The 20825-nt window shown below is 65.8% G+C and carries 19 protein-coding genes and 5 pseudogenes; 13 read left to right on the top strand and 11 right to left on the bottom strand.

From position 1 onward, the window contains the following. Positions 1–18 precede the first annotated feature (18 nt). On the bottom strand, positions 19–1230 hold the full coding sequence (locus ACFWY5_RS28325) for a hypothetical protein (protein ID WP_379635411.1): 1212 nt from the start codon (positions 1228–1230) through the stop codon (positions 19–21). Beyond that, a complete protein-coding gene (locus ACFWY5_RS28320; protein ID WP_379635409.1) occupies positions 1227–2189 on the bottom strand; it encodes a teichoic acid biosynthesis protein C in 963 nt (320 codons plus the stop codon). Before ACFWY5_RS28320 ends, ACFWY5_RS28325 begins: the two co-directional genes overlap by 4 nt. Positions 2190–2818: 629 nt before the next feature. On the opposite strand from ACFWY5_RS28320, the gene ACFWY5_RS28315 reads away from it, so the two are divergent. After that, entirely contained in the window at positions 2819–3262 is a 444-nt protein-coding gene (locus ACFWY5_RS28315; protein ID WP_379635407.1) for a peptidase inhibitor family I36 protein, read from the top strand. 49 nt (positions 3263–3311) lie between these two features. Then, the gene (locus ACFWY5_RS28310; RefSeq protein ID WP_379635405.1) at positions 3312–4175 is read left to right on the top strand and encodes a hypothetical protein; all 864 of its coding nucleotides are present in this window, start codon (positions 3312–3314) and stop codon (positions 4173–4175) included. Between the two features lie 61 nt (positions 4176–4236). Here ACFWY5_RS28310 and ACFWY5_RS28305 read toward each other — a convergent pair whose 3' ends face one another. After that, positions 4237–4611, bottom strand: a complete 375-nt coding sequence (locus ACFWY5_RS28305) for a LuxR C-terminal-related transcriptional regulator (RefSeq protein WP_379618970.1) — start codon at positions 4609–4611, stop codon at positions 4237–4239. A gap of 159 nt (positions 4612–4770) precedes the next feature. Between ACFWY5_RS28305 and ACFWY5_RS28300 the strand changes: the two genes are divergently transcribed. Further along, the gene (locus ACFWY5_RS28300; protein ID WP_379635403.1) at positions 4771–5277 is read left to right on the top strand and encodes a hypothetical protein; all 507 of its coding nucleotides are present in this window, start codon (positions 4771–4773) and stop codon (positions 5275–5277) included. 224 nt (positions 5278–5501) lie between these two features. Here ACFWY5_RS28300 and ACFWY5_RS28295 read toward each other — a convergent pair whose 3' ends face one another. Then, on the bottom strand, positions 5502–6503 hold the full coding sequence (locus ACFWY5_RS28295; protein WP_379635401.1) for a hypothetical protein: 1002 nt from the start codon (positions 6501–6503) through the stop codon (positions 5502–5504). 176 nt (positions 6504–6679) lie between these two features. Next, on the bottom strand, positions 6680–6958 hold the full coding sequence (locus tag ACFWY5_RS28290) for a hypothetical protein (RefSeq protein WP_379635400.1): 279 nt from the start codon (positions 6956–6958) through the stop codon (positions 6680–6682). Positions 6959–7068: 110 nt separating this feature from the next. On the opposite strand from ACFWY5_RS28290, the gene ACFWY5_RS28285 reads away from it, so the two are divergent. From ACFWY5_RS28285 to ACFWY5_RS28275, 3 genes and pseudogenes are all read left to right on the top strand, one after another. Next, positions 7069–7773: a TetR family transcriptional regulator gene (locus ACFWY5_RS28285; protein ID WP_379635396.1), complete on the top strand. Its 705-nt coding sequence runs from the start codon at positions 7069–7071 to the stop codon at positions 7771–7773. A 631-nt stretch (positions 7774–8404) separates the two neighbouring features. Next, on the top strand, positions 8405–8842 hold the full coding sequence (locus tag ACFWY5_RS28280; protein WP_379635394.1) for a hypothetical protein: 438 nt from the start codon (positions 8405–8407) through the stop codon (positions 8840–8842). Beyond that, positions 8830–8937 (top strand): annotated as a pseudogene (locus ACFWY5_RS28275) (hypothetical protein); the annotation flags it as partial. The gene ACFWY5_RS28280 and the pseudogene ACFWY5_RS28275, both read left to right, overlap by 13 nt. A 32-nt stretch (positions 8938–8969) precedes the next feature. Here the strand turns inward: ACFWY5_RS28275 and ACFWY5_RS28270 are convergent. After that, the gene (locus ACFWY5_RS28270; protein WP_379635392.1) at positions 8970–9512 is read right to left on the bottom strand and encodes a hypothetical protein; all 543 of its coding nucleotides are present in this window, start codon (positions 9510–9512) and stop codon (positions 8970–8972) included. 16 nt (positions 9513–9528) lie between these two features. Between ACFWY5_RS28270 and ACFWY5_RS28265 the strand changes: the two are divergent. Continuing rightward, positions 9529–9651, top strand: a pseudogene (locus tag ACFWY5_RS28265) (hypothetical protein); the annotation flags it as partial. Between the two features lie 397 nt (positions 9652–10048). Here ACFWY5_RS28265 and ACFWY5_RS28260 read toward each other — a convergent pair. Continuing rightward, positions 10049–10672, bottom strand: coding sequence for a carbonic anhydrase family protein (locus ACFWY5_RS28260; RefSeq protein WP_379635390.1), 624 nt, complete (start codon positions 10670–10672; stop codon positions 10049–10051). A gap of 715 nt (positions 10673–11387) precedes the next feature. After that, complete coding sequence (locus tag ACFWY5_RS28255; protein ID WP_379635388.1) at positions 11388–11525, bottom strand: hypothetical protein; 138 nt, start codon at positions 11523–11525, stop codon at positions 11388–11390. A 198-nt stretch (positions 11526–11723) separates the two neighbouring features. Here ACFWY5_RS28255 and ACFWY5_RS28250 point away from each other — a divergent pair, with 198 nt between their 5' ends. Further along, the gene (locus ACFWY5_RS28250) at positions 11724–13019 is read left to right on the top strand and encodes a hypothetical protein (protein ID WP_379635387.1); all 1296 of its coding nucleotides are present in this window, start codon (positions 11724–11726) and stop codon (positions 13017–13019) included. Between the two features lie 452 nt (positions 13020–13471). Here ACFWY5_RS28250 and ACFWY5_RS28245 read toward each other — a convergent pair whose 3' ends face one another. Together ACFWY5_RS28245 and ACFWY5_RS28240 are read right to left on the bottom strand one after the other, a co-directional pair. Beyond that, positions 13472–14059, bottom strand: coding sequence for a dihydrofolate reductase family protein (locus tag ACFWY5_RS28245; protein WP_379635385.1), 588 nt, complete (start codon positions 14057–14059; stop codon positions 13472–13474). A gap of 132 nt (positions 14060–14191) precedes the next feature. Next, complete coding sequence (locus tag ACFWY5_RS28240) at positions 14192–14854, bottom strand: recombinase family protein (RefSeq protein WP_379635383.1); 663 nt, start codon at positions 14852–14854, stop codon at positions 14192–14194. A 337-nt stretch (positions 14855–15191) separates the two neighbouring features. Between ACFWY5_RS28240 and ACFWY5_RS28235 the strand changes: the two genes are divergently transcribed. The 5 genes and pseudogenes from ACFWY5_RS28235 (at position 15192) to ACFWY5_RS28215 (ending at position 19336) form a co-directional block, all read left to right on the top strand. Next, positions 15192–15512: a thioredoxin family protein gene (locus ACFWY5_RS28235; protein ID WP_379635381.1), complete on the top strand. Its 321-nt coding sequence runs from the start codon at positions 15192–15194 to the stop codon at positions 15510–15512. Positions 15513–15749: 237 nt separating this feature from the next. Further along, entirely contained in the window at positions 15750–16283 is a 534-nt protein-coding gene (locus tag ACFWY5_RS28230) for a hypothetical protein (protein WP_379635379.1), read from the top strand. A 224-nt stretch (positions 16284–16507) separates the two neighbouring features. Then, a pseudogene (locus ACFWY5_RS28225) lies at positions 16508–17609 on the top strand (sulfotransferase family protein). A 15-nt stretch (positions 17610–17624) separates the two neighbouring features. Then, positions 17625–17771, top strand: a pseudogene (locus ACFWY5_RS28220) (integrase core domain-containing protein); the annotation flags it as partial. A gap of 255 nt (positions 17772–18026) precedes the next feature. Next, positions 18027–19336: pseudogene (locus ACFWY5_RS28215) on the top strand (IS256 family transposase). Positions 19337–19697: 361 nt separating this feature from the next. Here ACFWY5_RS28215 and ACFWY5_RS28210 read toward each other — a convergent pair. Beyond that, the gene (locus ACFWY5_RS28210) at positions 19698–20186 is read right to left on the bottom strand and encodes a hypothetical protein (RefSeq protein ID WP_379635377.1); all 489 of its coding nucleotides are present in this window, start codon (positions 20184–20186) and stop codon (positions 19698–19700) included. Positions 20187–20825 lie beyond the last annotated feature (639 nt).

Below are 20825 nucleotides of genomic sequence, written 5' to 3'. Positions count from 1 at the left end.
GACAGTGTCACCGGAGTACTAATCGGTGATCACTCGCGTTCCCACGGACTCCGGCCATTCATCGACCTGCGGCAGGGTGGCCCACCTCTCGTCGGTCATGGTGACGGTGAGCCTGGCCGTCGGCCACTCGGCGGCGAGCATCGCTCGCGCTTGGTGCGGCGGGAGGCCGTCCAGGTCGATGCCCGGCACGTAGGTGATCGTGTAATCAGCCAGGTAGGTATCGGCGATCCGCTCCAGCAGGTCCCACGGGTCGCTGATGCCGAGGCGTTCGGCGTCGGCGGACAGGGCCAGGGCCAGGGCGCTCTCCCGGTCCCCTTCATCCCAGCCCTGAGCCAGCAGGTCCAGCACGTGGGACGCGGAGTGCAGGGCCAGCCCCCGCCGGCCGGGCGGCATGCGGAACGAGAGCTCGACCTGCCTGCCGTTCTGCCGGGCCCCGACCGGCTCGGCCTTGAGGTGATTCAGCCCCATCGCGTGCGTCAGTCTGCCTCCGCGCCGCCTGCCGTTCGGCACGAGACGCGCGATGGACCTGATGTGAGCGCCGACACTGACACCGCGGCCGTGCGCGTCCAGGCGCGCCAAGGTGTGCGGGGGGACGAACGAGCCGTCCTCGTCGCCGAGTTCCGTCGTGACGCGTACCGCCCGGCCGATCCAGTCCGCGGGCACGTCCTTGATGTCGTGAACCGGGTCTCCCGTCGTATAGGCGCTCGGCGAGTAGGCGGGTATCTCGAGTAATTCGGGACCCGTTTTGAGCAGATCTCCCCAGGCGGCGCGCGGCAGATACAGGAACGCCTCGCTCGGGTCGTCGCTCGCCGGGCCGCTCTCGCCGGGCCGGATCGGCGGGCAGTCGTCGAGATCGTAGAGGTCTTCGTAGGCATAGCTTTCCCAGGTGTCGCCCACGCGCACATGCTCAAGCCACGCCGGGTGGCTGACCTCGATGTGCAGTATCGCGGTAGGGAATTCCCCCTCGGTCTCGTCGCTCACGCGGACCGAAGTGATGAAACCGCGGGCGAAGCGCCGCTGCCATTCCTCGTCCATGGTGTCCTCGAACGACACTTCCTGGGAGAAAGGACTTTCGCGCTCGGAAAAGCAACTGGCTGCCTCCTCAAGGAGCATGATCGCGAAGTTCTCGTACTCTATGGCCGCCGGCTGATCATCCACCGAGACGAGACGCAGCGAAACAGTGGTGCCTTGGCACGCCATCACCGTGACGTCGGAGACTTTGGAGCTCATGCCCGTTTGCTCTTGTACACAATGCTGACCAGGCGCGTCCCTGGCCTGCCGGCGGCCAGGCCGTAGCACAAACGCGGTTGGCCGCCCGCGATCTGGATGGCCATGCCCTCGGGCTCGCGGTGGTCGAGAGACTTGGCCGCTGCGGTGAAACGCCGCTCGACCTTCTGGCCGGTGAGCAGGCTCACGCTGGTGAGGTGCGTGTTGCCGGGTGCCGGGTTGGCGCGACCGTAGGCGTCACCGTCCAGGAGGTAGATGTGGTCCTGGTACAGGGTGTAACCCTGGAAGGTGCCCAGTCCCGGCGGCTGCTCGGCCTGACTCAGTGCGACAGGGCGGCCGGCTTTGAGCGTGTCCAGGTTGTAGACGGTGAAGCGGACGGCGCCGCTGAGTCGGTAGCGCATGACCAGCCGGTTGGTGGACGGGTCGATGGCACAGGTGGTGCTGGTCGCCCCGGGGACGGGCGCGTACTTCGTGACGTTCGGTGATCTCGTGGTCAGGGTTCGTCCGCTGACGAACGGGAACCGGGCGATCTTGCGGCCCCAGGCGTTCTGGCGGTCGCTGGCGCCGTCGGTCTCGGTCCACAGGTAGGCCGCCGAACCGACCGGCTCGACGGCGATCTGCACGCCGTGTCCGAAGCCCATCAGGTACATGTGGCCGAGGAGCGCGCCGTTCAGGCTGAGCTTGCTGATGCACAGGTCTCCAGCCCTGGCCGAACCCGTGCCATTCCTCACCTGGGCTGTGTAGATGTGGCCGTTGCGGTTGTCGAAGGCCAGCGACTGCAGGACCGTCTGGTCTTTGAGCGGCTTGCGCCAGATGAGCCCCTCAGGCGGACCGGTCAGATCGAACCGTCGGCCGGCAGCCTGCGCCTGTGATGTGCCGGTTAACCCAGCCAGGGCACTCGCACCGGCCGCCAGCAGAACTCGCCGGCTCATCGACGGTTTTCCTGCGAAGGGGAGGACCATTTCATTGCCTCGCTGATCTAGATAGGCGACATCGCAGCGAAGCTAATGCGCACCTCGCCGCAAGGCCAGGCGAAATGCCCGATCTGGCAATTAGTTGCCCTTTTCGCGCAGAAGGTGGACCGAGCTGTATTGTCGTGGCGGCAGGGCCGTGTGACCTCGTCGCCGTTGCCCTCAAAGAAATGCACCGCCGCGAGGTGGCGGCGAGAAAAGTCCGGGGTTCGCCGACGCGTCGGGTCATGATTTCGTTGCTCTCCGCGGAGGGCGCGTCCGCGCTGACGGCTTTCGACGCAGCAATGGGGTACGGCGGGCCGGATGTGTCAATTGACCGGCGAGCAGGGCAGCGAGGCATTTCGCCGGCCATATTGCCGTCGACGAGACCCATTCTCAACCGACAGAAGGCACTTCAAATTGAATGTCCAGTATGGCATCAACATGCCATCCTTCCAACCAAGCACGGTTTCGCCTTGACCAACAGTAAAAACACAATATAGCTTCATGAATGCCTCTCCAGGGTCGTCCGATATTCCAATGAACTCTAGTGCGATCTATTCATGCAGAAACTCGAATAGCCCACACCGTAAATCGGCGACCCGATGACCTCTTCCGTGTAATGAAGGGAATTTGTGCACATGAAAAGCAAGCTCACTCTCATCGTTGGTACTCTGTCGCTCAGCGTCGTCGGCTTCGCCGGGTTCGGCTCTCCGGCTCAAGCGGCCGGCGGCTTCGCCGATCGACCTGCTGGCGATATCGCCATCGAAGTCGTCGACAGCACGTCCGCCGCGGTTGACAGAGCCACGTGCACAGATCGTTTCTGTCTGTTCGAGCACGACGACTTCACCGGAAGCCCGTACATCAAGATTTCGCTGCCCGCGCCCGGCAGGTGCGCTGGGAACCTCCCGGGCGCCTACAACAACTGGGCGAGCTCCATGAAGAATGAGTACGACCGGAGCGTGTGGCTCTACGACCGCGCGAACTGTGCCGGGACGCCCGGCTACACCGCACGAGCCAACAGCCAGGACAAGGACCTGAGCAACAACGGCTTCGACAACAAGGCAACCTCGCTGGCCAGCTGAGTCTGGGTTCGGTCGCAGACGACCACGCTCACACACGCGAAGGCAGGAGATGAAGACACCGGTCCGGCGATGGAGCACGACCCTGGCGCTCATCGCCGGAGCGGTCTGCGCGTGCTCGACGACACCAGCGAGCACGCAGGCGCGACATCCGCAGGAGGTTGTCGCTCCCGAAGCCGGCGCGCAGGCGCAGCGGCTCAGGCTTCCCTTCGATGCCTACAACTTCAGCCCGGCCGAGGTCATGACCCTGGACGTCGCTGAGGATCTCCTCGTCCGCGACTGTATGCACGCTCTCGGCCGGTCCTGGCAGGCGTTGCCGGGACCGGCCGAGAAGGAGAGCGCCCCACCGCACCGACGTCGCTACGGTGTCATCGAGCCACGGATAGCGGACGTCTTCGGCTATCACGCGCCCCCCGACCGGCCTGCCGTGATCGCACGTAAGACAAACGACCTGGCACGGACCACGGAGAGTCCTCCGAACGTGCGCGAGGCCGCCAAACGATGCCTTGGCCAAGCACGCACCCGGATGAGCGCCGGAGCGCCCCAAGCCGACGCCGCCTTTTTCAACAGGACTATTTTCGCGACCTTCGACGCCTCCCAGCGCGACGTGAAGGTGACCCAGGCGTTCCGGACCTGGAGCACGTGCATGGCAGGCGAGGGCTTCCACTACCCGGACCCTCTCGCGGCGGTCACCGACAAGCGCTGGTCAACGGCAAACCCCTCCGCGCGGGAGATCCGGGCAGCTCAGACAGACGTGAGGTGCAAGGAGAGAACCGGTCTCGTGTCCATCTGGGCAGAAGCCGAAACCCGCATCCAGAACGCCGCCATACGCGCCCACCCGAAGGAGTTCCAAGCGTTGAGGGCTGTCAAGATGCGGCAGTTGGAGACCGCTCGCCAGATCATCGCGCGTACCTGAGCGCAACGGTCTGGGTAGAAGGAGCTCGCTCGCGGGTGGGCGGCAACATCCACCTGATGGGTCAGACCCAGCCGTGCTGTTTGGCGATCACGGCGGCCTGCACACGGTTGGCCGCTTGGAGCTTGGTGAGCAAGGCCGCCACGTGCCGACGGTAGGTACGCACGCCGATCCCCAGCTCGCGGGCGGCGACTTCGTCCTTGACCATGGTCGTCATCAGACGCAGGATCTGCAGCTGCTGCGGAGAAAGGACAGGCGGGCCCGCCGTGTTGAGATCGCCGGCTTGCCCCCAGGCCCACTCGAAGAGGTCTACCAGCGTGGCCACCACCCCCGCCTGGCGGATGATGAGCGCTCCGACCCCGTCGGTGTTCGGCACCGTCGGTACGAACGCCACCGAGCGATCCAAGATGACCATCTGCTGGATCGTCTCGTCGGTCACACGGTGCCGGTCCCCAGCCTCATGCAGTCGCCGGCAGTAGTCGGCCGCCGCAGGATTGTCGAGAACTCTTCGCGGCACGATGGTCCGCCAGCTCACCCCCGTCCTCAATCGGTCGAGTAGATACGGGAGTCGTTCGCGCGGGACATTCCGCCGTCCGGGATGAACGGCCAGCACCTCATGCGCATCGCGCGAAAAGGTCCAGAGCAGTTCGTTGACCCGGCCTACATCGTCAATTCGTTCGAAGGGGCGTGCGGAATCTATCTGTCTGCGCTGGATCTCGTTGTCCTTTCTCTCTGGGGCATGGCCACGGCGCCTCTTGACATTCAACAAGCCACGGCAGTTTCGAGCGTGGCCACGCGCAGGGAAATGCACCCCTTAACAGGATTGGACGACGATGCCGCCAAAGTGACCCTCGCACGCCCAGTAGCGCACACCGTCGATCAGAACAAGACCGTCGACCATGACCTGTTCACATTCAGTCTCGTCATCGGCGTGGATCGCCCGGAAACCGAGGCTAAGAAGACCGCGACTAAAATCCGCATCGCCCATGCTGATCGGGCGTCCAGCCAGGTCAGTCGCCCGGCTGATACAGGCTTGACACAACGCCCTCGGGTAACGAGGCGACTGCTGCACAGGGTTGCCATCATGAGGGCACTTGTTCCTTGACTTTCGGTGTGCTCGTTGGCGGCCCACCGCGACTCCAATCCGGAGGCTCGCAGAAATATGATCAAGGATCTACAGGACCGCTGGCCCAGGGTTCAGGAAACACGCCCCGTACCTCAGTACCCGCGCCACCGGAATCGGCCGTTCTCGCCTACTTCGGCGCCCGTGATGCCGGGCCGGCCGACGCCGCCATTGTCTTTCCGCCCCCTTCCGGCAGGGCGGGCCGGTTACTGGCTCAGGCCGAGTTCGGAAAGTCGGATGCCGGTGCTTTCGCCGTTCCTGTTTACCCAGTACGTCATCTGCGGGAGCTCCGCACCCAGTGCCCGCATGGCTCCGGCCACGAGGCGGGCGGCTTCGTCGAAGTCCGGGGAGGAGATCGGGAAGTCGCGGTGGTAGTTGGAGCGTTCGGGTGCCGTGTTCGCCGGGCTCGGCGGTGTCCAGCCCAGCTCGGTCATCGCTTGCATCACGTCCGGTTGGTGCCCGGCTGGGCATTCGAGGCTGAGCACGAGGGCGGACAGTTTGATGAAGCAGGTGGGTATTTCCGTGGGCTCCCGTTCCCCGTTCGTCTCCTCGATGAGCAGGGTCAGTGGATAGTGGTCTCCGAGAAGCCGGGTGTCGTGGACGAGGGTGGCGAGGGTCTCGGCAAGGCGTTCGCTCAGGTTCTTCCAGGTGGCGCGTGCCTGCCGGCTTCGGCGGAGTAGGCCGTCGATCGCGTCGGTGTTGACGAGCCGGTACCAGGAGGGGGAGGGCGTGACGAGACCACGGTATTCGCCGTGTTCATAGTCCTCCGTCACCAGAAGCTGGAAGTAGACCCAGCCGGTGCCGTCTGCCGGGTACGAGGCGAACGAGAGCATCGGTGTCGTGTCCGGGCGGCGCCAGCGCAGCCAAGGTCCGGGCCCTCCTAGCCAGGGTGCCGGCCCGAGGATCTCCTCGGCGATGTGTCGTGCCTGGCGAAACACCTCTGTGGCCTCGGCGTGGCTCAGGTCGACGGCCAGCGGGATGCTGAGCGCACAGTCGAGCCCCGCGTCAGGGTAGGCGGAGCCTTGGCCTGTCGGTAGCCCTGTCGAGAACAGGATTCGTGATCCTGCGCCTTCGGCACGCCGCTGCCACCCTTGTTCGGTGAGCACGCGATCGATGTCGGCAGGTTGCCATTCCCCCACGTCGATCGCTGACATCTGGTGAATCACGTGATGTAACTGGTCATCGGTCAGCCGAGAGGTGGTGAACATCGTGCGTGTTGTTTCCTTTCTTCCAGAAACCGGCTTCGGCCTCGACGCCTCAGACGGTCAGTCGCGCGGTTGGTCGGCGGGCTGGCGGGTGTCGCGCCTGGACTTGAGCGGGCTGGCCACCGTGGTGACGGCGAGGACGGCGACGATGACGGCCGGCGATATCCAGTTGTTGACCTTCAGGAACCCAGATGACGTGTTCGCCGCCGTTGATGAACGGCAGCTCGTTCCCGTGCAACGCGTGCAGCACGAGTTGCACGCCGATGACGGCCAGGCCGTAGGTGATTCTCCACGAGGCCGCCGAGGAGGAAGTACAGCTGTCCGAGGCCCATCAGGGCGAACGCGTTGGGGCCGTCGCGCTTGACGGTGGCGAGCACGCCGAACTGCTGCTCCCCCAGGAGTTGTTCCAGTTCCCGCGTGGTCAGGATGCGCGAGGCCGGACCCGATTGCTCACTCATGTGTACCTTTTCGATCCAACTGTGCTCCACATACGGATCATCTCCACGGCACTAGACTGACTACTGGTTAGCAATATAGCGAACAAACTGACCGAGGGTAGGTGAGCTTCATGACATCTCAGCGGATCCTGGACGCCGCCAGCGATCTGTTCGCCGCCCGCGGCTACCGCGCCACCTCCATGCAGGCCATCGCCGACCGGGTCGGCATCACCAAGGCCGCCCTCTACTACCACTTCGACTCCAAGGACGAGATCCTTCGCCACGTCACGCTGCCGCTGCTGGACGAGCTGGAGCGGGTGCTGGCCGAGGCCGAGTCGGGGGGCGGCGGCACGGACGAGGTGCGGTGGCGGGCGATCGAGGGCTACGTCGACGTCCACCTGCGGCACCGCAGCACGCTCACCATGCTGGTCAAGGACATGACGCTGCTGGTGCAGGCTCCGGTGGCCGAGCGCTTTCGCGCCGCGATCGCCCTGGCCAACGAGCTGGTGGCCGGTCCCGGGAGCGACCTGGCACAGCGGGTGCGCGCCTCCCAGGTGGTCGCCGGGCTGGCCGACCCCGTGGTGCTCTTCCGCGACGAACCCGCCGAGCGGCTGCGCGGCCTCATCCTCGACGGAGCTCGGGCACTCCTCGGCGAACCGGGCCCGCCCAGGCGGCGCGGCCGCGCCCGGGGACGGAACGGCGGGCGCCCCGCCGCGCTCACCCAGGAGCAGCTGGAGCAGGCGCGTTCCCTGTACGCCGACGGTCGCGCCGTCGAGGAGATAGCGGCCCGCTTCGGCGTCTCCCGCGCCACCGTCTATCGCCGTCTCGAAATCTAACTATTTTGAGAATTAGTTTTTGAGAAGAGTCCCGCGCAGGCGGACTTCACAGGGCGACACGGGCCGCGTGGCGCAGAATCCTGGAATAGCACAGCTCCGGCACGTCCACCGCGACCGAGTGTGCGCCTGCCGAAGATCCCGTCCGGCCAGGTCATGGCCTTGCGAAGCCCCGGGGTGTGTAGGCGCTCCTCACTCGTCTGTGGAGGAGCACCGGTGCGGCATGATGATCGTTCGTGCTCTTCGTCTGCCCTATCTGACCGTCACGACGCCTTCGCAACGCTACGGCCACTGCCGATGAGTGATCGTGACAAGGACGTCGAGATTCTCGCTCTACGCCACCAGGTCATGGTCTTGGAGCGGCGGTTGGGCGCCGATGTTCGGGTGAGATTCTCCCCCGAAGACCGCCTCTTCCTGGCGGCACTCCTGACCTCGCTTCCCCGCGCAGTCTTATGTCGGCTCCGGCTTGTCGTCCACCCGGACACCATCCTGCGCTGGCACCGCGAGATCGTGAAACAGCGGCACGACCGGACCTGCCGGCCGAAGCGGCGTGGGCGCCCACCCACGGTCCGCTCCATTCGCATGCTCGTGCTGCGTTTCGGTCCGGGAGAATCCGTCCTGGGGATATCGACGGGTGCACGGCGAGCTCACCACGCTCGGCCTCAAGGTCGCGCCATCCACGCTCTGGGAGATCCTCCAGCAAGAAGGCATCGATCCAGCACTCTCGCGAGCCTCCACCACCTGGGCCGACTTCCTGCGCTCACAAGCCGACACGCTCCTGGCCTGCGACTTCATCGAAACCGTCACCCTTACCGGGCAGCGCCAGTACATCCTGGCCGTCATCGAGCACGCCACCAGACGCATCCGCGTGCTCGGCACCACCGCCCATCCAACCGCGGCCTGGGTCACCCAGGCGATGAGGAATCTCGTCATGGATCTGGAGGATGCCGGCCGCCGGGCACGGTTCCTGATTCGAGACCGGGACGGAAAGTTCCCCGCGCTCGTGGACGAGATTCTTGCCGAAACCGGTATCCAGACCCCGTGCTCACCGGCATCCGGATGCCGCGCATGAACTCCATCATGGAACGGTGGGTGCAGACCTGCCGCCGCGAACTCCTGGACCGCTGCCTGATCTGGAACGAACACCATCTACGCCACGCCCTGGCCGAGTACGAGACGTTCTACAACGAGCATCGCGCTCACCAGGCCCTTGGCCAGGCCGCACCACTTCGCGCCGCCCCGGACCCGATCACCGAACTCGCGCGCATTGATCTGAACATCCGCCGACACGACCGGCTCAGCGGCATCCTCCACGAATACTGACATGCCGCTTGACCTGCGCGGATGTAGTTTTCGGCAGGCGCAATGGCGGCCGCGGCGGCATCGGCGCGCTGCTGCAGGTCGCCGAGGCTGGCCAGGCGGCGGCCGACCTCGCGGATCCGGTCGGCGTGCTCGGCGATGAACACCTGCTCTGCGTGCTGGGCGGCACGGTGGTCGCGGGTGGCGGCGACCCGGTCGCGGGTGGTGTCGGCGTGCCCCATCGGGCCGCCGCGCAGCGACTCGATCACATACCCCTCGCCCTCCTGCAGGTCCTCACGCAACTGGCGGATGACCAGCAGCGCGGCCAGACCACGCTCGACGTCGACGTGGTCGTGGACCGACAGGTAGGCGTCGACCAGCAGCCGGTTCAGCGCCTCGGCGACCTCGCCGAGCGGCCGGCCGCGGAAGCCCTCGCCGTACAAGGACGCCTACGAGTACCACGGCGGCTTCTTCGACACCAGCCCCGTCATCCTGGAAGTGCCCTACGACGACGACTGGTACCTCGTCGTCGACAGCTACAGCGGGAAGGTCAAAGTCTGGGTCAGCCAGCTCTTCGACTGAGCCCGCCACGCTCTATCGTGAAACGCGCGTTTTGGTGTGCGTTCTGGAGTTAGCCCTTTGGGGGCGTGTCAGTACTCTCATGACATTTAGGTTCCTCGCCGCCGCCCGGCATGAGCTGGCCAGCTATCCCGACGGCGTCATCGCCCACCTGGTCACCGAGGGCGTCGAACTGTCACCCTCAGCTGGTGGCGGCCCGCGCCCTCGTAGGGAGAGGCCGCCTGAGCGCCAACCGGATGATGCTGCCTTACGGCCAGTTGCCGGCGATGAAAAGACCGCCGAGACGGCCGCTGGATGCCGATGGATCCGCCGCGCAGGCCTCGCCGCGCGGCGGGTTGGTCAGGTCCGGACCGTCATGCCTTGCTGACGGGTGGGAACCCTTTGGCTGCCGGGCACGGGGTCAGTTGAGGTAGATGTTGGGTGGTTGCGGGTTGTTCTGCAGGTCCCGCTTGTTGCCGTTGGGTCCCCACAGCGCGTGGACGCCGCTGATGTGGGATTGGGTAGCGGTGCCGTACTGGCTGAAGACGATCCAGTTCACCGGCTTGAAGTACACGTGGCTGGCGTCGGGGGTGGTGAGTGAGCCGGTGTAGCGGTAGTAGCTGCGATTTCCCGGCGGGGGCAGCAGAGCTTGGAGGTTGACGGCGTAGACGTTCTTGGTGGTGCCTACGGTGCTGGGCGGCTCGTGCAGGAGGTGGTCGTGTTCCGACCATCCGGTGTCGCCGGCGTTCAGCAGCACGGCTAACACGACGTAGCCGACAGCCGGCCCGTCGAGTTCGTGGACCAGGTGAACCTCCAGCGGGGAGAAGGCTGCCTGGGAGGCGAACTTGTGCTCGGCCAGGCCGTGGTAGTGCACATTCTTCAGGGTGTAGGTCTGGTTGTTGAAGACCACGTGCGAAGGGGTGGAGCCGATCGGTGTCATGGGGGTGAACCTGATGTCGTCGTGGTCGCTGGGAGCTCCGCCCGTGGGGTCCTTGTCATCGAGGGAGACGGTTCCGTCGATGCTGGCGGCGTAGACGATGCTCACGGCGGGCGTGCCGTCGGGACAGGCGATCGAGGCGGTGCGTTATGACAAACCGAACCTATGCGCTCAAGATGACTATTCAAGAAGGTTTACTATGAGATTTACGACCAAAACGTAAACGGTCGTTTATATCGGAATTCATTTGCCAATTCGACCGCCAGGCGACCGAGAATTGTTCCCTGGCTTATCCCTCGGGTTACGGGGCCGGGCGGGCGGCGGCGGTGCTCCTGCACCCGGCCCTCGCCGGCGGCGACCGCCGATGACGGGGTTGAGGAACGCCGGGGCAGAGAATGGCGCTACCGGCGAGCAACCGACTGATGAGCTGGGGCGCGATTCCGCTCCATGGGGGTGGGTTTCGGCTGTGGACAGTGACACCAGACATGAGGCCGCATTCAGGTACCCACCGAGCACGGAGCGCGAACCTGCGCGCATGACCGGCGGTTACCGCTCAGAGTCTTTGTACTGTCTGATCTGACCTTGTTACCGGCGGGTAGCGCCACTCTCTGCCCCGGCGTTCCTCAACCCCGGAGACGCCGGGGAACCTGCGCCCGCTGCGCGATGCCGCGGCCGAAGGCGACGAACAGGACTGACCGCGATAGGGGTCCGGCGCCCTCACGCGGACGGTGGCGTTGCTGGGCCGGCCGTTCAGCGATGGTTGTCGCGGGCCTCGTTCTTGTCCGCGGCGGACTGAATCCGGGCGGCAGCGTCAACCGAGCACTCATTGCTCCTCGTCGTCCCTGTCCTCTCGACGATCCTCGCCGGTGCGGCAGCTGATCCGGCGGCGGATCAGCGCCAGTGAGCTTGCCAGCCCCAAAACGGCCACCGCTAGCTCGATCAGCGACGTGATGAGGTCCAAAGTTCTCCTCCAAGCGGATTCCGCGGAGGGCGATCTGTCGCCGCCCCGTCAGATACGAGGAGACGTCATCGGGCAGTGTCCGTGAAAGATCGCCGGCCAGTTCCGGCCCAGACGGGGACCGTCCGCTTGTCTGTCCACTGATGACGATCTAAAGTGGCGGACGATCCCGGACAATATCGGACACCCCTGGTGGAGGGCATGGACGGAGTCAAGCGGCCGCCCGGCGGCGATCCTGATGATCCGCGGCCCGTGAGGAATCGTCAGGATCTAGCACGGGCGCTCAAGGCGCTCCAGGCGCGAAGTGGCATGTCGCTGCGGAACGTGCAGGACCAGACCCGGTCGCAGCGGGATCCGCTCAAGCGCAGCACGGTTTCGGAGATGCTGAATGCCCAGCGCTTGATCCCCAAACGGATGGTGCTGGCGCTTGTGGGGGTGCTCGGAGTCACCTCCACCGATGACCTGTCGGCGTGGGAGGCCGCCTATGAGCGTGTTGCCATGGCGGAGGCTCTCGCCGGTAGCCAGCCGAGCCCGGACCAGGCACCGCCCCCGTCTCCCCTTCTGGCCGTGGTGCTACAAGCCGTAAGCCCTAAGCGCTTTCCAAATCTCATCGACGACCTGCTGAAAGCCGACCGGCTTGAGGACGCGCTACAACTCCTCCGGATACGAGCCGCCGACCACAATGATGTCGCCCGCCAGCTGAACGAGCTCCTAGCTGAGTACGACCGTGAGGAGGAACTGCACACCCGGGCTGAGGCCGGCGACCGCGACGCTGCCAGGAAGCTGGCCGGTTGGCAGATCACCGTCGGCCGGCCGGACGAGGCGCGGCAAGTTCTACGCTCGATCGCAGACCGCGAAGGCCGGGACCTGGAGGAGATGTTCATCGACGTACTCCTCCACGACCTAGGTCAGCCATCCGCCGTCGCTGACCTGGCGGCTGCCGGCAACACTTACGCACTCGTGCAGCTGGCTCGATGGCTGCAGCAGGATGGAAGCTGGCAGAAGGGCATAGAACTGCTGCGCCCGCATGCGGAAACAGGCAACTTGGAGGCTGCCACGGAACTCGTCGAGCTGCTGTATCGCGCCGGGCAGGCGCCAGATCTCCGAGGCATGGCCGCCGCTGGAAACAGCCGCGCCCACCAACGGTGGGTGGACCTGCTGGTCGACCGCCAGCGTGAGGCGGAACTCCGCGTCCTGGCCGAAGACGGAGATGCCTACGCCACCGAGCGGCTAGTCCACCAGCTCAGTGACGCCAGCCGGGTCAACGAGGCCATCGACCTTTTACTGCCCATCGCCAAGATCGGAGATGAGTACGCGATCAAGTGGCTGGCACGGCTATACCGAGACGCTCGCGGCGCAGAGCGAATCGTGCAAGACCTGCTGCCTGTCGCGAAGGAGGGAAACCGCGCGGCGGCTGCACTCGTCGCTGAATTGATGGAGGAAAACGACCCCGTCGGGGCGGCGCGGCTCCGGCTCAGCCACGGCCTGGATGAATAGGACTGGCCTTTCTTGCAGGTGCTCCAGTACGAATTGGCGGCGGCGCCGGGCAAGGCCGGTAATCCGCGCTGGCCCCGGGTTTGCCGCCCGCCATGGCCTGGATCCCGCTTCCCTGGCGCAGCGGGAGGCCGAAGCGCTTGATCCCGCCGAGCTGCGCCAACTCATCATGGCCACGATCACCCCGCTGGATCGACGAGCAGGCATGGCAGCGCTCCATCGACGCCGAACAGCGCGACAGCACCCGGTGTGCTCGGTGATCACTATGGTGACCCCCACGACAAATACCGATCCAAGAATCACGACCTCAAACGATCCAAGTCACACATCGGGCTGTTCACCGCCCGCCCCGCACCGCAACCATCCCCCTCGCCCACGCCACGGCCGCGGTCCGTGCTCAGACTGCTGGGGGTGTCGATGCGATCGCAGCGCGGGTTCTGGGAACGAGCAAGAACCTATTCGACGACCCGATATCGAAGCAGCAGAGCGCCTCTGTTGAATACTGTTGAGTCCACGAGCTGCAGCGCGAGGTCGTCAGTGACGTCTTCGAAGAGCCGGGGGCCGGCGCCGACCACTGCGGGTGATACCGCAAGCAGGTATTCGTCGATGAGGCCTGGGGTCATGGCCAGCGGCGCCAGCGTGCTCGGCCCGCACGACATGAGGATGTCCTTTCCGGGGCGCTGCTTGAGCGCGGCGAGCTCGGCGGCGATGTCGCCTCCGATGATCAGGCGGTCTGCGTCGGACTCAAGCGTGTTTGAGAACACGACCTTGGTCAGCCGGTGTTGGAGCCTGCCGAACTCGCGATCGGCCGAGGTCACGGTGTCCATGCCGGTGGGCGTCTCTCCAGCGGCGACCTGGTCCCACCACGGCACGATCGCCTCGTAGAACTTCCTGCTGAGCACCCAGGTGTCGGCCTGGCGGAAGTGTTCGTTCAAACGGGCCGTCTCCTGCTCGCCCCACGGAAACGGCTCCCAGAACGTGCCGTCAGCCTTCGAGGTGCAGTTGTTCAGTGTGGTCTGCAGGTGAAAGACGAGCTTTCTCACGGTGACATCTCTCCTATCTGTACGCTCACCAGGCCCGCGCGGTGAGCCTCGTAGGTAAAGACTTCTGCGGGCGCATGAAGTCATCGCTTGGCCGGTGACCTTTAAAGACCCACAGGTCAACACGTGGCCCGGTCAGGATGATCGAGGGGCCGGGATGCGGCGGTCGGGCAGCAGGTCCGCGAGCGCGGTGCGGATGGCGGCGCGGTTGACGCCGTGGGCGCGGGCGAGGGCGGCGATCGAGGCGCCCTCTTCGGTGTAGGCCGTCCGGACGTCGTCGCGGTCGGTGCCGGTGAGGGCAGGTGGGCGGCCGCGGTAGCGGCCTTCGGCTTCGGCGGCGGCGACGCCTTCGACGGTGAGTTCGTTCTGGATGTCGCGTTGGAACTGGCCGACGGCGGTGATGACGTTGATCAGCAGGTCGGTGGTGGCGTCGTTGGCGGCGAGGTCGTGGAAGTTCGACAGCGGGCCGGACAGCACGCGCAGGATGACGCCACGGGCTTGGCACCAGGCGCGGACGTTGTAGATGTCAACCAGGTCGCGGCAGAGCCGGAACAGCTCCGACACCGTGAGCGTGTCGCCGGGGTGCGCGGCGGCGGCGACTTGTCCGAACGCGGGCCGATCCAGCGCCGGGACCTTCGAGGTGGTGGCAGGGTCCTCGAACAGCCGCACACCGTCGGCGGGCCGGAATCCCTCGGCGACGCCCTCGGTCCGCACGAGAAGGCCGGCCTCGGTGAGGATGTGGCGCTGGCGGAGGAGGGACTGGGTCGCGGTCGAGACGCGGGAGTAGACGATCTGCACCGGGGCTCTCCTCGGGATGGGGCGGAGCCCGATCTTCCTGTCGGGAAATCCTGTCGTCAATTCGAGCGCCTAATCGGCCGCCGGACGTCATGGTTCGTCGCCCGATGTCCGGTTTTTCGGTGACCTCGGGGGGTGCGCTGGGTGCCTGTCGGGAAACCTTTCTAATCCCGACACTGCAGAGGGTGCTGGCAGCACGACCGAGACTCTGTCCCAGTGGTTGGGGACACAACCGGTCGATCAGGGTGCCGGGATCCTCACCCCTTGACAGGCCTGACCCACGTGCGAAGGTCAAGAAGATGCCTCGCCCTCGGCGGCCGCAGTGGAACGGAGTTCCGCGATGCCCCTTCTCACCGTCACCGACGCCTCCTTCGACACCGAGGTTGTCAACGCGGGAAAGCCGGTGCTGGCCTACTTCTGGGCCGAATGGGCCGGGCCGTGCAAGCTGATGACGCCCATCTTGGAGAAGTTGTCGGCCGACTACGCAGGTAGGCTCACCATGGCAGCCCTCAACATCGACCAGAACCCGGCCACGCTGCCCCGCTTCCGGGAAGAAGCCATTCCCACCATGCTGCTGTTCAAGAACGGCAGCGTCGCAGGCAAGAGGATCGGTGCGCACAGCGAGGGCCAGATGCGGGAGTTCCTCGACGCCCTCGTGTGACTGGCTGCGCACGCCTGATCGCGCAATCCCCGCTGGCTGTGGGTGACGGGTGGCCGAACGCCCTGCGCCCGACACACCGTCAGCCTGCCCGCAGGGAACCCGCCCCCGGCCTGCCCTGTCGATCGGAATCACCTGCCTACCAGGCCTCGGGAATGAGACCGCCCGAAATGGTTCTCCGTGCCTAGCCCGCCCGTTCGCCCGACCAGCAGCAGAGGAAGCCGTCCTGTGATCAGACCCGTGATCAGACCTGTGCTCGCCGCCCTCACCGTCCTGGCCGCCACCTGCGCGCTGCTGATACCCGCGCTTCCGGCCCAGGCCGCGCCTGGTGATCTGGTGTGCCTGCCGCCCACCAGCTCGACAGTCACCTACACCCCCGCGCTGACCACCACCCCGCAGACCGTCACCATCAAGACCACCAACCTGTTCGGTCCCTGCACCTCCACCTCGAACCCGACGATCACCTCCGGCACCTTCACCGGCAGCTACCTCGTGCCGAACCGCAGCTGCCTCACCCTGGCCGGCTCGGGCACCTCCACCTCCACCATCACCTGGAACACCGGCCAGACCAGCACACTGAGCCTGAACTACACCACCACGATCGCCGGAGCCGTCTACACCTCCATCATCACCGGCGTGGTGAGCAGCGGCCTGTTCGCCGGTGACAGCGTGGTCAGCAACCAGACCGGCCCGGCCACCGACGTCCTGCTGTGCACCGCCGGACTGGGCACCGTCTCCAGCATCTACACCGTCGGCACCATCACCTTCGCCTGACCGCCCCTGATCATCACTCACCGATGGACGCCACATGACCTGGTGCCACATCCGCGCCACATCGGCGCCAACAAGAACGTCTACACCGACGCCACCGAGTTCATGACTGCCGAGTCGGCGCGTCCACCCAAACGATCCAGGCTCCCGCAACCACGAGCGCGATCATTGGCCCGCCGGGAGCGCGGATCCCCCAGAGCCACACGCGCGAGGAAAGAGTGGTGAGGATGAAACGCCAGGCGGCGTGGGTCCCGCTCCTGAACAGCGTGATCGGCCCCTGGCTCAGCCCACGACGGGCGCCCGAGCCGATCACGGCGCTGGAGGAACAGGCCGCACGCATGGAGAAGACTGGCCGGCGCGTGGACCCATCCTTCCTGGACGGCATGGCCGTCCTGTGGCATGCCTTCGCCACCGCTGATCACCTGTCACCCATCGGCCGACTGGCCTTGCGCAGGGACATCATCCGGAGATTGACGATGCGCTTGCGAACCACCAACCTCGGCGTGAGCCCCGGCGCACCCGCGCCTGCGCTGATACAACGGCCGATCTTCGTCGTCGGCCTGCCGCGCACCGGCACCACCCTGGTGCACCGCAGGCTGGCCGCTGCCCCCGGCCTGCGTGCGCCGCTGCTGTACGAACTGCTCGACCCCCGGCGGCCAGGCACGGCCGAAAGAGGGCCGCGCCTGGCGCACCAGCCTGGTCGTCGCCACCTCCCGTGCCCTGGCGCCGGCCACCAGCGTGATGCACCCGCTGGCGGCGCGCCAACCCGAGGAATACAGCTTCCTGCTCCCGCACGGACTCTTCCATTACGCCCGGGCCAGAGTGCCCGAATACCTGCGATGGCTCGATGCCAGGGCCGAGGACGACCTCGTCGAGGACTACCACTACCTCGGCCACCAGCTGCAGCTCATGCAGGACGCCGAGGCCCCCGCCCGCTGGGTGCTCAAATGCCCATCCCACCTGTGGTCGCTGAGTGCGCTCCTGCGCGCTTTCCCGGACGCGACGCTGGTGTGGGTGCATCGTTCCCCCGAGGTCACGCTCCCGTCCTGGTGCAGCCTGACCGAGGCGACCCTGCGCATGCACACCGATCGCGTCAGCCTGCCCCTGGTGGGGCAAGACTGGCTGCGGCTGTGGTCCCAGGCAGTCTCCAGGGCCATGCGCGCTCGTGATGCCGTCTATCCCGCGAGGTTCATCGACGCCTCCTACGCCGAGCTCACGGCCGATCCCGACCAGAGTGCCGCACGCATCCTGGCCCGCGTGGGCGAGGAGCACGGTCCCGTTGCACCTGCTGGAGGCGGGAAACCTTCCGCTCACCGCTACGATCTGTAGCGCTACGGCCCGCGGATGAACTCCGTCATGGAGCGGTGGGTGCAGACCTGCCGCCGCGAACTCCTGGACCGCTGCCTGATCTGGAACGAACACCATCTACGCCACGCCCTGGCCGAGTACGAGACGTTCTACAACGAACACCGCGCCCATCAGGCCCTCGACCAAGCGGCTCCACTCCGCGCCACCCCCGAACCAATCACTGAACCCGCGCGCATCATCGCCCTGAACATCCACCGACACGACCGGCTCGGTGGAATCCTCCACGAATACTCACACGCCGCCGTCTTCGGGGGGAGAAACGTGATGTCAGTGGCCGAGGATGTCGACGGCCAAGTGCCGACCACGCTAGGTGATCGTCAGGCTGTGGTGGGGGATTTGGCCGGTGACCGGCCGGTGCGTCGCCCGATTCGGGAGCTGATGGATGACCAGCTGCTGGATGAGTTGCTGGCCCGCTCCCGGGACGAGGCCGGAGGGCTGCGGCTGACCGGCGAGGGCAGCATGCTCGGCGAGCTGGTCAAGGCGGTGCTGGAACGGGCTCTGGAAGCCGAGCTGAGTGCCCACCTGGGCTACACCAAGCATGACTTCGACGGGTACGGGTCGGGCAACTCCCGCAACGGCAAGATCCGCAAGACGGTGCAGACCGGGGTCGGCCCGGTTCAGCTGGCGGTCCCGCGGGATCGAGCTGGTTCGTTTGAACCGGTGCTGATACCCAAGCGGGCCGGCCGGGTCTGCGGTGGCCTGGACGACATGGTCATCAGCTTGTACGCGCATGGCATGAGCGTGCGCGACATCGTGCACCACCTGGAGCAGGTGTACGGCACCCGGATGTCGGCCGAGACGATCTCGCGGATCACCGAGCAGGTGATGGAGGAGGTCAAAGCCTGGCAACGCCGCCCGCTCGACCCCATCTACGCGGTGGTGTTCCTGGATGCGATCGTGGTCAAGGTCAGAGACCAGCATGTGTGCAGAACAAGCCCGCCTACATCGCGGTCGGCATCGATACCGACGGCGATAAGCACGTGCTGGGCATCTGGATCGCCAAGACTCCCGATGGCGCCGGCGCGGCCGGGGAGGGCGCCGGCTTCTGGCGCACGGTGGTCAACGACCTGCGCACGCGTGGCGTTCACGACGTCATCATCGCCTGTTGTGACGGCTTGAGCGGCTTTGAGGAGGCCATCCATGCCGCCTTCCCGCACACCACGGTCCAGGCCTGCATCGTCCACTTGATCCGCAACAGCCTGCGGCCGGTGCCGCGCAAAGACCGTGCCGCGGTCGCCGCCGAGCTGAAGACGATCTACACCGCGCCCAACGCCGAGGCCGCCTCCGACGCCCTGGCCGCCTTCGCCACCGGCTCGTGGGGAGCGCGCTATCCGCAGACGGCCAAGGTCTGGCAGAACGCCTGGGACCAGGTGATTCCGTTCCTGGCCTTCAGCCCGCCGGTGCGCAGGCTGCTCTACACCACCAACACCATCGAGTCGCTGAACTACCAGCTACGCAAGGTCACCAAGGCCCGCGGCCACTTCCCGACCGACGACGCCGTCGTCAAACTCCTGTGGCTGGCCATCATCAACATCGAGGACAAGAGAGCCCGCGAACGAGCCGCCAACAACGCCGATGACAACAGCCGCAGCGGCTACCCCGGCAGGCTCGTCGAGGGACAGCGGACCCACGGCTGGATCGAGGCCCTCAACGAGCTCGAGCAGGCATACCCAGGCCGTATCCGGTAAAGCAACCAAGACCAACCACAAGATCAACTTTACACGCGACGAGTTACAAGCTCGCTTGACCTGCGCGGACGTAGTTTTCGGAAGGAGCACTGTTGCCTCGTTCGGTGTTGCACAGGCGTCCGCACGTGGGGCAGGGGGCGTTGGCGCCGTGTGCTGGTCGCATCATGTGCGGGTCTATGGGCTGGTCTGCGTCGAGGGAGATGGGGGTGAGGTGGTCGGCTTCGCCTGCGCCGTCGTGTCCGCAGATGTGGCACACGGTGCCGTACATCTCGAACATCTGCTTGCGTGCTGTGCGGTAGGGGCGTCCTGTCCTGTGCTTGAGGTTGCGCATAGTCACCGCCTCATCTAGCTCTCCGAGCGGTTACGAGGCGAGTAGGTCGAAGTGGAAGCCGACCAGCAGCAACACGAAGCTGCCGACACGCCACCAACGTTCAGTCTTTGGGTCCTCTATGATGCTCGCGACGCGTGCGAAGATCTTGTCGCTGACGCCGGACAGCACCAGCGCGGCAGCGCACACGATCACGATGACACCGGCTTCCAGGAAGAACGGTCCCCAGAACGTCCACGTCGCGATGACGGTACTCACCAGTCCCATGAAGACCCCCACCAGAGCCCACGTGGATGTAGCGACGAACTGTTGGGCGCGCCGCGTTGTGCGCAGCCGCTCGCTGAAGCGTCGTAGGACATCGGGACCGAGCAAGTCCAGGATGGCGGTAAGCCCTCCTGTGAAGGCGAGCACCTTGCCGATACGAGACCACCAGAGGATCGGCAGTCCGAGGACGCAATGGCCTGTCAAGCTGCGACCCTCGAACCATATGCCCCATGCCTCGAATAAGCCGAGATCCGCCATGGGTTGAGCGTAGAAGTGGCAGGTGATCCACGTAAGGCCGTTGGCAGGACTGGACATGCGTGAGGCCCACCGCTCGGGGGACGGTGGGCCTCACTCCTGTGCCGCGCGGCACGCCCCAGGCTGTGCGCGGCTGGCACTGTGAGTGCCGAAAATCCATCCGCCCATGCTGAGCTGCAGCTTCTCCTGTATTGATCACTCATGGTTGAGCATGCGCTCAAGTCCTGTTGAGCGCATGCTCAACAGGAGACGCGGGGTTGTCGCGTCATTGCAGGTCAGGCGCTACGTGTGAGTTTCGAAGCGCTACAGGCTCGAAAGGCCAGTCAGCGCGACCGGCGCACCACACCTCGTTCCGCGCGCTCGCTGACGCCCAAGGGAACAGACGGGAGCAGAACGCGGCAACCGCGACGACCATGCTCCGCCTGACCGGAGGCGGCTTTACGCGCGCTTGGGCGGGCCTGGGATCAGGCTGGAGACGGGTCGCCCCCGACCCCCTCTTTCATGACCTTCCCTTGCGCTTCCGGCAGGTCTGGCTTGACCTGCGGGCTCCGGGGGCCACGCGCACATGCCTACCGTGGGTTCGCCCGCGTGCCGGACGCGTGCCGAAGAGCACTGTGCGAGCACTGACTCGGCCATTTTCGA

The sequence above is a fragment of the Nonomuraea sp. NPDC059007 genome (genome assembly GCF_042740555.1).
Lineage (GTDB): Bacteria > Actinomycetota > Actinomycetes > Streptosporangiales > Streptosporangiaceae > Nonomuraea.
Note: the sequence above shows the minus strand (reverse complement) of the source record. Positions and strands in the feature narration are given on the sequence as shown.